Annotated in this window: 11 protein-coding genes; 8 read left to right on the top strand and 3 right to left on the bottom strand. The window is 63.5% G+C overall.

Annotation, left to right across the window (positions count from 1 at the left end; all coding sequences use genetic code 11):
- Positions 1–17: 17 nt before the first annotated feature.
- A complete protein-coding gene (locus ACVIN2_RS16500) occupies positions 18–758 on the bottom strand; it encodes a 3-deoxy-manno-octulosonate cytidylyltransferase (protein WP_027515424.1) in 741 nt (246 codons plus the stop codon).
- Between the two features lie 218 nt (positions 759–976).
- On the opposite strand from ACVIN2_RS16500, the gene ACVIN2_RS16495 reads away from it, so the two are divergent.
- From ACVIN2_RS16495 to ACVIN2_RS16470, 6 genes are all read left to right on the top strand, one after another.
- The gene (locus tag ACVIN2_RS16495; RefSeq protein WP_027570186.1) at positions 977–1531 is read left to right on the top strand and encodes a c-type cytochrome; all 555 of its coding nucleotides are present in this window, start codon (positions 977–979) and stop codon (positions 1529–1531) included.
- Positions 1532–1741: 210 nt separating this feature from the next.
- Entirely contained in the window at positions 1742–3643 is a 1902-nt protein-coding gene (locus ACVIN2_RS16490; protein WP_456766339.1) for an extracellular solute-binding protein, read from the top strand.
- 14 nt (positions 3644–3657) lie between these two features.
- Positions 3658–5550 carry an extracellular solute-binding protein gene (locus ACVIN2_RS16485; protein ID WP_456766338.1) on the top strand — a complete coding sequence of 631 codons (1893 nt, stop codon included), beginning with the start codon at positions 3658–3660 and terminating at the stop codon, positions 5548–5550.
- On the top strand, positions 5547–6656 hold the full coding sequence (locus ACVIN2_RS16480) for a microcin C ABC transporter permease YejB (protein WP_007605353.1): 1110 nt from the start codon (positions 5547–5549) through the stop codon (positions 6654–6656). The genes ACVIN2_RS16485 and ACVIN2_RS16480 overlap by 4 nt, the downstream gene beginning before the upstream one ends.
- A complete protein-coding gene (locus ACVIN2_RS16475) occupies positions 6656–7837 on the top strand; it encodes an ABC transporter permease (protein WP_456766337.1) in 1182 nt (393 codons plus the stop codon). The genes ACVIN2_RS16480 and ACVIN2_RS16475 overlap by 1 nt, the downstream gene beginning before the upstream one ends.
- Positions 7838–7841: 4 nt before the next feature.
- On the top strand, positions 7842–9479 hold the full coding sequence (locus tag ACVIN2_RS16470) for an ABC transporter ATP-binding protein (RefSeq protein ID WP_456766336.1): 1638 nt from the start codon (positions 7842–7844) through the stop codon (positions 9477–9479).
- A gap of 6 nt (positions 9480–9485) precedes the next feature.
- Here the strand turns inward: ACVIN2_RS16470 and ACVIN2_RS16465 are convergent, their stop codons facing one another.
- Positions 9486–10352, bottom strand: a complete 867-nt coding sequence (locus ACVIN2_RS16465; protein WP_456766335.1) for a C40 family peptidase — start codon at positions 10350–10352, stop codon at positions 9486–9488.
- Positions 10345–11718 carry a leucyl aminopeptidase family protein gene (locus ACVIN2_RS16460; protein ID WP_456766334.1) on the bottom strand — a complete coding sequence of 458 codons (1374 nt, stop codon included), beginning with the start codon at positions 11716–11718 and terminating at the stop codon, positions 10345–10347. Before ACVIN2_RS16460 ends, ACVIN2_RS16465 begins: the two co-directional genes overlap by 8 nt.
- 200 nt (positions 11719–11918) lie before the next feature.
- Here ACVIN2_RS16460 and ACVIN2_RS16455 point away from each other — a divergent pair, with 200 nt between their 5' ends.
- Together ACVIN2_RS16455 and ACVIN2_RS16450 are read left to right on the top strand one after the other, a co-directional pair.
- Positions 11919–12122 carry a hypothetical protein gene (locus tag ACVIN2_RS16455; protein ID WP_018454690.1) on the top strand — a complete coding sequence of 68 codons (204 nt, stop codon included), beginning with the start codon at positions 11919–11921 and terminating at the stop codon, positions 12120–12122.
- Positions 12123–12407: 285 nt separating this feature from the next.
- Entirely contained in the window at positions 12408–13910 is a 1503-nt protein-coding gene (locus tag ACVIN2_RS16450) for a metallophosphoesterase family protein (protein ID WP_456766333.1), read from the top strand.
- Positions 13911–13998: the final 88 nt, after the last annotated feature.

Here is a 13998-nt window from a genome sequence, read left to right as displayed (position 1 = left end):
GGCCTTGTAACAGCGGCTCAGGATTTGGAAAGGATGCTGCGGGCGGTTTCCAGGTCCGCCGGCGTGTCGACCCCGCGGGGCACGGTATCGACAATGGTGAAGTCGATGCGCATTCCGGCCTCGAGCGCCCGGAGTTGCTCGAGCTTCTCCTGCAATTCCAGCGGCGAAGGCGGCAGTGAGACGTAGCGCTCCAGCGCGGCGCGGCGATAGGCGTAGAGGCCGATATGGTGGTAACGCGGCCCGTCGCCGGTCGGCGCGGTTGCGCGGGTGAAATAAAGTGCGCGCATGCGTCGGCCGCCGAGCGAGGTCCCGATCGCCTTCACGACGCTCGGCGCGAGGTCCTCCTCCTCGGTGTGGATCTGCGAAGCCAGCGTTGCGATGTCCACGACGGGGTCTTGCAGTGGCGGCAACACCTCGCGGATGTTGTCGATCGTGATCGTCGGGAAATCGCCCTGCAGATTGACCACGATCTCGGCTTTGCCGTCCGGATCGAGCTTCTGCATGGCCTCGTGGATGCGATCGGAGCCGGACGGGTGCTCCGGGCGGGTCATCACGGCCTCGCCGCCATGGGCGGTCACGACGGAGGCGATCTCCGCGGTGTCGGTTGCGACCGCGACCCGGCCTATCCCGGCGGCCTCGGCGCGGCGCATCACGTGCACGATCATCGGCTGCCCCGCGATATCGGCGAGCGGCTTGCCGGGCAGGCGGGTGGCGGCCATGCGGGCCGGAATCAGCACCAGGATGCGGGGATCGATCATCGTTCAAGGGCCTGGAAACGGGGCGTTTTCCGCGCCGGGAAATGGGGTGGGGACGGGCGTGAAGCCCGCTCGCTTATACGGGTTGCCAGACCCCGGGCAAACCGATATCTCAATGGCAAAACTCGGGGAAACAGTAAGGAACGTTGATTCTCCGAGGCTCGTCCTGGCGGCCGCATTGGGCCGCTCGATCCTTCTTGCGGTGTGGGGCCTGGCCGGAAATGGACTCTTTCGAACTGAACAAGATTCTCGGTGCCGTGCTCGGCACCTGTCTCCTTCTGCTGGTGACGAGCTTCACCGCGAGTGCGCTGTTCTCGCCCAAGATGCCGGAAAAGCCGGGCTTCGAGATCGCGGTGAAGGAAGACGCCGGTCACGGCAAGGAAGGCGGCGCTGCCCCCGCGGCTGCCGAGCCGATCGAAAAGCTGCTCCAGACCGCCTCGGTCGAGAAGGGCGCCTCCGCCGCCAAGAAGTGCGGCGCCTGCCACACCTTCGAGAAGGGCGGCCCGAACCGTGTCGGTCCGAACCTCTACGGCGTCGTCGGCGACCATGTTGGCGAAGGTCGCGGCGGCTTCAACTTCTCGGCCGCGATGAAGGCCAAGGGCGGCACCTGGGACTTCGATGCGCTCAACAAGTTCATCGCCAATCCCAAGGCGGCTGTCCCGGGCACCGCGATGGGCTTTGCCGGTATCCCTAAGGATAGCGAGCGCGCCGACGTGATCGCTTACCTGAACAGTCTCTCCGACAGCCCGAAGCCGCTGCCCACCGCGGCGAAGTAAGGCCTATCGACTTCGATCTTGGTACGCGGCCAGGCTGAAAAGCCTGGCCGTTTGCTTATCCGGGCCTCGCGGCGTTGTTATCGGGGCGTTTGGCCGCAGCGATCGGCCCAGCCGGCCTTCCAAGATGAGGAAAAAGCAACATATTCCGTCGAAACCTCGCCTATATTGGGAACTTAAAGGAGTAGCCTCCTTCAAGACAGGAATGTTGATTTGGCCCTTACCCGACGCGATCTCCTGCTCACTGGCACTGCTGCCGCAACGCTCCCCGCACTTGGTTCCGTAGGGGGCCTTCCCGTCGTCGGCGTGGCACACGCGCAATCCGCCAGCGAGCCCGCCTGGCGGCATGCTTTGTCGCTATTCGGACAGGTCAAATACCCCGCGGACTTCAAGCGCTTCGACTACGTCAATCCGGAGGCGCCTAAGGGCGGCGTCGCGCGCCAGATCGCCGTCGGCACATTCGACAATTTCAACATCGTCGTCTCCGGTGTGAAGGGGCAAGTCGCCGGTGCCGTGCAATTCATCTACGAATCCCTCACGACGGCCTCGCTCGACGAAGTCTCGACCGAATACGGCGCGCTGGCCGAGGCCGTCAGCCATCCGGATGATTTCTCCTTCGTGACTTACCGCTTGCGGCCGCAAGCCAAATGGCATGACGGCAAGCCGGTTACCGCTGACGACGTGATCTTCTCGCTTGATTCCTTCAAGAAGCACCACCCGCAGTACTCGGCCTATTACAGCCATGTGGTGAAAGCCGAGAAGGTCGGCGACCGCGAGGTGAAGTTCGTGTTCGACGCGCCGGGCAACCGCGAATTGCCGCAGATCGTCGGGCAGCTCACGGTCCTGCCGAAGCATTGGTGGGAGGGCACCGACGCACAGGGCCGCAAGCGCGATGTCTCCGCCACCACGCTCGAAGTGCCGTTGGGGTCGGGCCCCTACAGGGTCAAGGAATTCGTTGCCGGACGGTCGATCGCGCTGGAGCGCGTCAAGGATTATTGGGGACGCGATCTCGCCGCCAATGTGGGCCGAAATAACTTCGACGAGCTGCGCTACGAGTATTTCCGCGACGCCACCGTGGCGATCGAGGCTTTCAAGGCCGATCAGGTCGATTGGCGCACCGAGAACAGCGCGAAGAACTGGGCGACAGCCTACGACTTCCCGGCCGTCACCGAAAAGCGCGTGATCCTCGAGGAGTTCGCCAATCGCAGCTCGGGCGTCATGCAGGCCTTCGTGCCGAACCTGCGCCGCGCCAAGTTTAAGGATGCGCGCGTGCGACGCGCGCTCAATTACGCGTTCGACTTTGAGGAGATGAACAAGCAGATCTTCTACGGCCAGTACAAGCGCATCAGCAGTTATTTCGACGGCATTGATGAGCTGATGGCGACCGGGCTGCCGCAGGGCAAGGAGCTCGAGATCCTCGAGTCCGTCCGCGCCGAAGTCCCGCCCGAAGTCTTCACTACGGCCTACACCAACCCGGTCGGCGGCAGTCCGGAAGCCGTGCGCGACAATCTGCGCGAGGCGCTGCGCCTGTTCAAGGAAGCCGGCTACGAGGTGCGCGAGCGCAAGCTGATCGACGTCAAGACCGGCGCCCAGTTCTCCCTGGAATTGCTGAACTCAGATCCAAGCTTCGAGCGGATCACGCTGTTCTACAAGCCGTCGCTGGAACGGCTCGGCATTGCTGTCAGCGTGCGGACAGTCGATCCGACCCAATACGAGAACAGGACACGCGAGTGGGATTTCGACATCGTCACCAACTCCTGGCCCGAGTCGCAGTCGCCGGGTAACGAGCAGCGCGAGTTCTGGTCGTCGAAGACGGCCGACATCGCGGGTTCGCGTAATCTTGCTGGTATCAAGAACCCGGCGGTCGACAAGCTGATCGAGCGCGTGATCTACGCCAAGGGTCGCGACGATCTGGTTGCGGCGACCAAGGCGCTGGATCGCGTGCTGCTGTGGAATCACTACGTCGTGCCGCAGTGGAATTATCCAAAGGTACGCACCGCGCGCTGGGACCGCTTCGGCCGGCCGGCGGAATTGCCCAAATACGGTCTCTCCGGCTTCCCGTTCGTCTGGTGGTACGACGCAGACAAAGCGGCGCGGATCGCAAAGAAGTCGTGAAGGACGCTCCCCGCATGACGCAGATGTCGCGCCGGAACGTGCTGACCCTGGGTGCCAGCGGGGTGGTCGGTGTGGCCCTCGGCGCACCGCTGCCGCGCGGCGCTCTTGCATCGGAAGCGGCCGCAGAGGCCCACGGCATGTCGGCCTTCGGCGATCTCAAATATCCCGCCGACTTCCATCACTTCGACTACGTCAATGTCGACGCGCCGAAGGGTGGCACGTTCTCGCTGATCCCGTCGGTGCGCGCGTACAACCAGTCCTATCAGACCTTCAACTCGCTCAATGCCTTCATCCTCAAAGGCGATGGCGCGCAGGGCATGGACATGACCTTTGCGCCGCTGATGGTGCGCGCCAATGACGAGCCGGACGGCATGTACGGGCTTGCCGCCAAGTCTGTAAATATATCGGCAGACAAGCTGGTCTATCGCTTCACGATGCGGCCCGAGGCGAAATTCCACGACGGCACCAAGCTGACCGCGCACGACGCGGCATTTTCGCTGACGTCGCTGAAGACGAAGGGCCATCCCCTGATCATCGTGCAGATGCGCGATATGGTCAGCGCGGAAGCCGTTGACGATGCGACGCTTGTCGTGACCTTCGCCAAGGGACGCGCGCGCGACGTGCCACTCTATGTCGCGAGCCTGCCGATCTTCTCGAAAGCGTATTATGCCTCTCGCGCTTTCGACGAAACATCGCTCGATATCCCGTTGGGCTCGGGGCCGTACAAGGTCGGCAAGTTCGAGGTCAACCGCTACATCGAATACGAGCGCGTCAAGGATTGGTGGGCTGCCGATCTGCCCCCCTGTCGCGGCAGCTACAATTTTGACGTCGTGCGCTACGAATTCTACCGCGACCGCGATGTCGCCTTCGAAGGTTTCACCGGTAAGAACTATCTCTACCGCGAGGAGTTCACCTCTCGGATCTGGGCGACCCGCTATGACTTCCCTGCGGTGAAGGACGGTCGCGTCAAGATGGAGGTCGTGCCGGACGACACGCCCTCCGGGGCGCAAGGATGGTTCATCAATACCCGGCGCGACAAGTTCAGGGATCCTCGCGTGCGTGAGGCACTGATCGACGCCTTCGACTTCGAGTGGACCAACAAGACCATCATGTACGGTGCTTATGCCCGCACGGTGTCGCCATTTCAGAACTCCGACCTCATGGCGAGCGACGGGCCTCCGCCGCCGGAAGAACTGAAGCTGCTGGAGCCGTTTCGCGGCCAGGTTCCCGAGGAGGTGTTCGCCGCGCCGTTCACGCCGCCGATCTCCGACGGATCCGGGCAGGACCGCAGCCTGTTGCGCAAGGCGCAGCAATTGCTCAGCGACGCCGGCCTGCCAATCAAGGACGGCAAGAGGGTGCTGCCAAACGGCGAGATCTTCAGGATCGAATTCCTGTTGGACGAGGCTTCGTTCCAGCCGCACCATGGGCCCTACATCAAGAATCTCGCGACGCTCGGCATCGAAGCGAGCGTGCGCCTCGTCGATGCCGTGCAACACAAGGCGCGCCAGGAAGATTTCGACTTCGATATGACGATCCAACGCTTCAGCATGTCGGCCACGCCGGGCGACGCCATGCGCGCGTTCTTCTCGTCGCAGGTCGCGGCAACGAAGGGCTCGTACAATCTCGCGGGCGTCGCCAGTCCGGCCATCGATGCCATGATCGAGAAGATCATGGCGGCCGACAGCCGCGAGGAATTGACCATCGCCTGCCGCGCCTTCGATCGTTTGTTCCGCGCCGGCCGCTATTGGGTGCCGCAATGGTATAACAAGACGCACCGGCTTGCTTATTGGGACCAATTCGGTCATCCGCAGAAGCCGCCGCGTTATGCCAACGGCGTCGGCGCTCCCGACATCTGGTGGTACGAGGGTGGCAAGGCCGCGAAGCTCGATCAGGCGAAACAGCCATGAGCGCCTATATCGCCCGCCGCATCCTGCTGATGATCCCGACCTTGCTCGGGATCCTCTTCGTCTCCTTCATCGTCGTGCAGTTCGCGCCGGGCGGGCCGGTCGAGCGCGTGATCGCGCAGCTCTCGGGCGCCGATACCGGCGGGACCTCGCGCATTTCGGGCGGCAGCGACTTTGCGCAGCGCGCTCCGGGGCAGCTAGGGGCCGGCGGCGATGCCATCAATTCGAAGTATCGCGGCGCGCAAGGCCTCGATCCCGATTTCATCAAAAAGCTGGAAGTGCAGTTCGGCTTCGACAAGCCGGCCCCGGAGCGCTTCGCGCTGATGGTCTGGAACTTCGCCCGCTTCGATTTCGGCAAGAGCTATTTTCGCGATGTCAGCGTATTGCAGCTCGTCAAGGAGAAGTTGCCCGTCTCGATCTCGCTCGGCATCTGGCTGACGCTGCTGACCTACCTGATCTCGATTCCGCTCGGCATCCGCAAGGCGGTCAGGGACGGGACGCGTTTCGACACCTGGACGTCGAGCGTGCTCGTGCTCGGCTACGCCATACCCGGCTTCCTGTTCGCGATCCTCCTGATTATCCTGTTTGCCGGCGGCTCGTTCTTCAACTGGTTCCCGCTGCGCGGACTGACGTCGGACGGCTGGTCGCAATTTCCCTGGTACTGGAAGATCATCGATTACTTCTGGCATTTGACGCTGCCGCTGATCGCCATGGGGCTCGGTGCGTTCACCACCATGACGTTCCTGACCAAGAACTCGTTTCTGGACGAGATCCGCAAGCAATACGTGATGACCGCGCGCGCGAAAGGCTGCAGCGAGAACCGGGTGCTCTATGGTCATGTCTTCCGCAACGCGATGCTGATCGTCATCGCCGGCTTTCCCTCGACCTTCATTCACGCCTTCTTCTCGGGCTCGCTTCTGATCGAGACCATCTTCTCGCTGGATGGGCTGGGGCTACTCAGTTTCGAGAGCGTTCTCAATCGCGACTACCCCGTTGTGTTCGGTACGCTCTTCATCTTTTCGCTCGTCGGCCTCGTGATCAACCTCATCTCTGACCTGACCTATATGTGGATCGATCCGCGAATCGATTTCGAGGCGCGGGAGGTCTGATGACACTGGCCGCCCCTACCACGCCGATCGAAACCACTGCGAAGTCGCCGCTCGGCAGTGCCGTGCCGATCACGCGCAAACCGTTCGTGCCATCGCCGCTCAACAGGCGCCGGTGGCAGAATTTCAAGGCGAACCGGCGCGGCTATTGGTCCTTCTGGATCTTCCTGATCCTGTTTGTTGTGTCGCTGTTCGCCGAGCTGATCGCCAACGATCGTCCGTTCCTGATCAAGTATGAGGGCCACCTCTATTGGCCGTCCGTCGTCACCTATTCGGAAACCACTTTCGGCGGCGACTTCGAAACGGCGGCCGACTATCGCGATCCCTATTTGCAGAAGCTGATCAGGGAGAAGGGCGGCAGCATCGTCTGGCCGCTGATCCGCTATTCCTACGACACCCACAATCTCGATCTGCCGACGCCGGCGCCGTCGCGGCCGACCTGGATGTTGACGGAAGCGCAGTGCAAGCCTGTGGTCGAGAAGAAAGGTCTCAAGAGCTGCCGCGATCTCGAATACAACTGGCTCGGCACCGACGATCAGGGCCGCGACGTGGTGGCGCGGCTGATCTACGGCTTCCGCATCTCGGTGCTGTTCGGCCTGTGCCTGACCATCGTCTCCTCCGTCGTCGGCATCGCGGCCGGCGCGGTGCAGGGCTATTTCGGCGGCTGGATCGACCTGTTGTTCCAGCGCTTCATCGAGATATGGACCGCGATCCCTTCGCTCTATCTGCTGCTGATCCTGTCGTCGGTGCTCGTGCCCGGTTTCTTCGTGCTCCTCGGCATCCTGCTGTTGTTTTCCTGGGTGTCGCTGGTCGGGCTTGTGCGCGCGGAATTCCTGCGCGGGCGCAATTTCGAGTATATCCAGGCGGCGCGGGCGCTCGGCGTGTCGAACAAGGTCATCATGTTCCGGCATCTGTTGCCGAACGCGATGGTGGCGACCATGACGTTCCTGCCGTTCATCGTGTCGAGTTCGGTGATGACGCTGACGGCGCTCGACTTCCTGGGGTTCGGGCTGCCGCCCGGCTCGCCGTCGCTCGGCGAGCTGCTGTCGCAGGGCAAGTCCAACGTGCAGGCGCCCTGGCTCGGTTTCTCCGGCTTCTTCTCGGTCGCAATCATGCTGTCGCTCTTGATCTTCATCGGCGAAGCCGTGCGCGATGCCTTCGATCCGCGCAAGACGTTCAGGTAAGCCAATGGACGCGATCAACCAGCCCCTGCTCAGCGTGCGCGAGCTCTCGGTGGCCTTCCATCAGGGCGGCGCCACCACGCTCGCGGTCGACAAGGTCTCGTTCCAGATCAGGCGCGGCGAGTGCCTGGCGCTGGTCGGCGAGTCCGGCTCCGGCAAGTCGGTCAGCGCGCTCTCGATCCTCAAGCTCTTGCCCTATCCGAACGCCTCGCATCCTTCGGGCAGCATCCACTTCAAGGGCCAGGAACTGATCGACCGGTCGGAGCAGGAGATGCGGGAGATTCGCGGCAGCGACATCTCGATCATCTTCCAGGAGCCGATGACCTCGCTCAACCCGCTGCATACGATCGAGGCGCAGATCGGCGAGATCATCCAGCTGCACAATCCGACCAGCAATGCCGAGGCGCGCAGGCGGACGCTGGAATTGCTGACGCAGGTCGGCATTCCCGAGCCTGAAACGCGGCTGAAGAGCTATCCGCACCAGCTCTCCGGCGGCCAGCGCCAGCGCGTGATGATCGCGATGGCGCTCGCCAACGAGCCGGACCTGCTGATCGCGGACGAGCCGACCACGGCGCTCGACGTCACCGTGCAGGCGCAAATCCTGACGCTGCTCGCAGAGATCCGCGGCCGGCTCGGCATGAGCCTGCTCTTCATCACCCACGATCTCGGCATCGTGCGCCGCATCGCCGACCAGGTCTGCGTCATGAAGGGCGGCGAGATCGTGGAGCAGGGGCCGGTCGAGCAGGTCTTCAAGAGCCCGAAGCATCCCTATACGCGCGACCTGCTTGCCGCGGAGCCGAAGCCGGATCCGGCGCCGCCGCAGCCGGATGCGCCGGTGGTGATGTCGGCCGACGATCTGAAAGTCTGGTTCCCGATCAAGCGCGGGTTGATGCGCAAGACGGTCGGTCACATCAAGGCGGTCGACGGTGTCAGCATCGCCGTGCGCAAGGGCGAGACGCTTGGCGTCGTCGGCGAATCCGGCTCGGGCAAGACCACGCTGGGGCTCGCATTGCTGCGGCTAATCTCCTCGAACGGACGCATTGTGTTCCTGGGAAAGGATATCCAGGGTCTCCGCTTCAAGGAGATGCGGCCGTTCCGGCGCGACATGCAGATCGTGTTCCAGGATCCGTTCGGCTCGCTCAGCCCGCGCATGTCGGTCGCCGACATCGTCGCCGAGGGTCTCACCGTGCATCAACCGCAGCTCTCGCGCGGCGAGCGTGAGGAGCGCGTCGTCAAGGCGCTCGAGGACGTCGGATTGAAGCCGGATACCCGCAACCGTTATCCGCATGAATTCTCCGGCGGCCAGCGCCAGCGCATAAGTATCGCGCGGGCGGTGGTGCTGGAGCCGGATTTCGTCGTGCTGGATGAGCCGACCAGTGCGCTCGACATGCTGATTCAGGCGCAGATGGTCGATCTGCTGCGTGAATTGCAGCGCCGGCGCGATCTCACCTACATGTTCATCTCGCACGATCTGCGCGTCGTCGCCTCGCTCGCCAGCCATCTGATTGTGATGCGTGGCGGCAAGGTGGTCGAGGAAGGCCAGGCCGCCGAGCTCTTCAAGAATCCGAAGACGGATTACACGCGCGCGCTGTTTGCGGCGGCGTTCCGGCTGGAGACGGCCGAGAACGGTTCGGCGGCGACGTAGCGTCCGTCAGAGCCGCTTGATCGCGGTGACCTCGCTGCCGGCTTGCTTGATCCGTGCGATGGCCGGCTCGATCGGCTCGATCACCGTTGCCATTTGATGCGCATTGGCGTGAACCATGGTGCCGCCATCGCGGACGATGGCGACATGACCCTTCCAGAAGATGAGATCGCCGCGTTGTAGCTTGCTCTGCTCATGCGGCTGCAGCGCGCGGCCGAGCCCGGCCTGCTGCATGTCGCTGTCGCGCGGGCAGCCGATGCCCGCCGATGTCAACGAGACCTGGACGAGGCCGGAGCAATCGACGCCGAGGCTGCTCTTGCCACCCCAGAGATAGGGCGTGCCGACGAAACGCTCGGCGACGGCGACGAAATCCGGCTCGCGATGACCAAGCGGGACGAGATGGGCCTTGGGCAGATAGTGTCCGTCGCGCGTCACGGCGAAGCTGCCGTCCTCGCGCACAACCACGATCTTTGATCCCATCACCAGGGTGTCTGCCGGCGGCAGCTTGATCGAGGGACCGGGGAAGGCAAAAGTTCGTAGCGCACCGACCATATGCGTTGCGGCGGCCGAGGGCTTCATCAGCGCTGCATCCGGCAGCCAGCCGACATAGCCGTCACTGGAGAGCTGACCCCACGCCCAGCCTTCGCCGTTGCGGTCGTAGACCGTGACGCGCTCGCCGCGCAACGCTTGTGTCATCAGCATCGCGTTCGACGACGGTTGTTCGCGCACGGGCGCGATCGCCTCGACTGTCTCGAATTCCTCGCCCGTGACGAAACGATCCGCCTGCACCTTGCCTTCGAGGTATTTTGCGGCGAGGTCGCCGCGTGCGGGTGTCAGCCTTGGATCGTGGCTTGGATCTCGCCCAGGATCACGCATAGCGCTCGCTCAGCAATGTGTAGATCGCGCGCGCGGCCTGGCACTCGCCGCCCTCGGGGCGTGCGGGCTTCGCCGACGGTGTCCAGCCGTAAATGTCGACATGCAGCCAGCTCCTGGCGTGTTCGACGAAGCGTTGCAGGAACAGCGCGCAGATGATCGAGCCGGCAAAGCCGCCTGATGGCGCGTTGGTGATGGTGGCCGTCTTGGAGTCCAGCCACGCATCGTAAGGCGGCCACAGCGGCATGCGCCACAACGGATCGTTCTCCTTCACCGCGCAGCGCGCGACGTCGGCGGCAAGCGTCTCATCATTGGTGTAAAACGGCGGCAAATCCGGCCCCAGCGCGACGCGTGCCGCTCCCGTCAGCGTTCCGAGATCGATCAGCAGGTCCGGCTTTTCCTCGTCCGCGAGCGCCAGCGCGTCGGCGAGCACCAGCCGTCCCTCCGCGTCCGTATTGCCGATCTCGACCGTGATGCCCTTGCGCGAGGTGAAGATGTCGAGCGGGCGGAAGGCATTGCCCGCCACCGCGTTCTCCACCGCCGGAATCAGCACGCGTAGCCGCACCTTCAGCTTCGCATCCATCACCATGCGCGCCAGCGCCAGCACGTTGGCGGCGCCCCCCATGTCCTTCTTCATGATCAGCATGCCGCTCGACGGCTTCAGGTCGAGCCCGCCGGTGTCGAAGCAGACGCCCTTGCCGACCAGCGTCACCTTGGGATGAGCCGGGTCGCCCCAGCCGATGTCGATCAACCGCGGCGCGCGGCTAGATGCCATGCCGACGGCGTGGATCAGCGGAAAATTCGTCTTCAGCTCATCACCGATGGTGCAGGCAAAGCTTGCGCCGAATTCGGCGGCGAGATCTTGCGCGGCTGCGGCAAGCTCCTCCGGCCCCATGTCGTTGGCGGGCGTGTTGATGAGGTCGCGCGCCAGCATTGCGGCGTCCGCCATGCGGTTGATCTCGGTCGCGTCGACGCCGTCGGGGGGCACGAGGCGGACCTCGGGGCGATCGGCTTTGCGGTACCGGGCGAAACGGTAGCTGCCGAGCGCGAAGGCGAGTGCGGCGAGCCGTGCATCGTGCGGTGCATTGGCGAAGCGATAGACGCCCGGCGGCAGCAGGCCGGGCAGGGCGCCCGGTCGGAACAGGTCGCGCGATCTTGCACTTTCGTCCTCGAGCCCGAACAGCACTTGAGCGATCGCGCCATCGGGCGCGGGCAGCGCGAGATAGCCGCCCGGCTTTGCGGTAAAGGCGCTCGCAGTGGCGAACTGGCGTTGCGCCGCCGGCAGCCGCTCGGCGACCTGATCCCAACTCGACTTGATGACGAAGGTGATCGGGATGGCGGTAGGCGACGTCTCGAAGACAGAAGGCATTGGCGGGTCCGGATCGTCAGATCGAGCGGGTCATACGAACGGACGAGATTTCGCAGAGTTTTGCCGCCGCTGCAATCAGCTTTGCTGCCACCGTTCAGCGATCCGCTACTCGCAGCAAGGGGGCCATGCTAGGTTCCGGCAACGGCCGTCAGGTGCAGATCTCCGGCGGCCGACAACAAAGCCGGCCGGGAGGAAATGCAATGGAATTTGTTTGGAGCGTGGTCACATTCATCGGCCAGGCGGTCGAGGCGATTTTTGGCTATGTCGAGCATCATCATTGGATATTCGCGTTCCTCGCCGGTGGTTACGTCTTCTATCTCCACGACCGCTCCGTTCACGCGCGGTTCGATGCACTGGACAAACGCATTGACGAAATCCGGAAGCGGCTCGCCATTGAATATTGATCTGATGAGCGAAACCAACGTCGGGCGGGCCGCGTATCTCATGCCGAGGACCGCCGTTCACGCGAGCGGCCGCAGGGCTTTACTAGCGCTGCGGTTGTGGCATTATTGGCCAATATTTTAGATTGTGTCGTGCGGTTCTGCACGCAACGAGCGCGACAACGGGGCATGCAGTCGCTTCTTACCCCGGCTCATCATGGCCCGGGCTGATACCGGATTGAACCTGATCGTCGAAGGCATTTCTCTTATCGTTTGCGCGGCGCGGCATTCGCAAATAAGCGACGCAAAATGGATAGATCGTTCGTCATCGTACAGATTTCCGACCTGCATCTGGACGGGTCTGGTCGGCTGCTTGCGACGATCGAGACGCTCAATGCCGCAATTCGCGAGAGGATGGCGGACTTCGCGGATGTTCCCGATCGCATCCTGCTGATCACCGGCGATATCGTGGACGACCCGACGCCGCCTGCGCTCGACGAAGCGCTCGCCGTCATTGCGTCCTTCCGGCAGACCGGGCTGTTCACCGACATTCAGGCAATTGCCGGCAATCACGACGTCAAGCGCCCGAGCCAGCGTGCAGGTCGCCACGACGTCTATGATTACCTGCATTTGCCGCGGACCTCGAAGAGCGTCTACTACCGTCAAGCTGGCCTTGATCTGGTGCTGCTGGATTCCAACCGCGCGAGCCTCACGACGCTCGCGAGCGGCAACGTCGACCAGAGCGCCTATCACGCCATGGTTTCGGATTCCGCGCGGCTGAGCGTCGAGCTCGCGGGCAGCCTCGGGTCGGGCGGCCGCGCCGATTATGCCGAGCCGGTTGAAAACCTGGTGCGCGTGCTGGCGCTGCACCATCATCCACTGCCGCAGGCGACCGGAGAAGGAAAGCGGTTTCTCGGCGTGCCCGACGAGCCGCTGATGTATCTCGCCGCGCCCGCGACCTTCCTCGAAGCGGCGACATCTCTCAACGTCGATCTGGTTGTGCACGGACACCGGCATGTCGAAGGCTTAACGCGCTATTCGATTCCGGATCCGCGCGCCACGTCGAGCGAGAGCGATGAAGCATTCTGGCGCACGATCTACGTCCTGTCCTGTCCATCATCGACCGGGCAGGCCGGCGACGATGCCGGCTTCAACGTCATCCATTTCGGCCCGATGTCCCATGGCGGCCGCACCGAGTATCGCTTCGCGATCGCCCGCTACTCACGTCCGCGCAAGGATGGTGTCTTCGGGCCGCTCGATTCCAACCTGCCGCACGGCGTCGTCAGGCTACCGGCTGGGCGCGATTTTTCCCGAGATCCGGCCGTCCAGTCGGGCATCGAGATCGACGCATGCACGACGCTGAAACGGGATCAGGTCGCGGCATTCGCCCGCCGGCTCCTGCTGCGCCGCGCCTTCTATGCCGACGGCGAGGCGGATTGGGCTGATTTGCTCCACGTCTATCTGGTGACCTCTCACGCCTGGGCGGATCTCGACAGCAAGTTCTCGGGATCCGCACGCAAGCATGACGTCGAGGCCGTAGCCGTGGTGACATCGCTGCTGCGTCGGTTGGTCGAGCAATCTGCAAATGTGCTCGGCATCGACGATTTTCAGCTCGACGAGCTCCGCGCGAGGCGTCTGGTCAATCGTGACGATCTTCGGCGCGAATTGCCGAGGGTGGCGCGCTCGGACATCGATGTCGAGATCGCGACTCGGCAACGATTGCAATTGCTGCGGGACCTGAACGAGCAGGTGAGGGCGCTCGGCCTCGATCTGGGTCTCGGCGGCGAGGTGCCGCCGCAGGCGCCGCGGTGAGGGACGCGGGTCCGGGGAATTAACCGGCCGTTAGGGTTAACAGTCTATTGCTGGCGCGTTCGGCTCGATCAATCGGCTCGAGAGTCAA

This window comes from Bradyrhizobium sp. USDA 3650 (assembly GCF_054057395.1).
The sequence above is the reverse complement of the archived record's forward strand: the minus strand, read 5'-3'. Positions and strand labels throughout refer to the sequence as shown.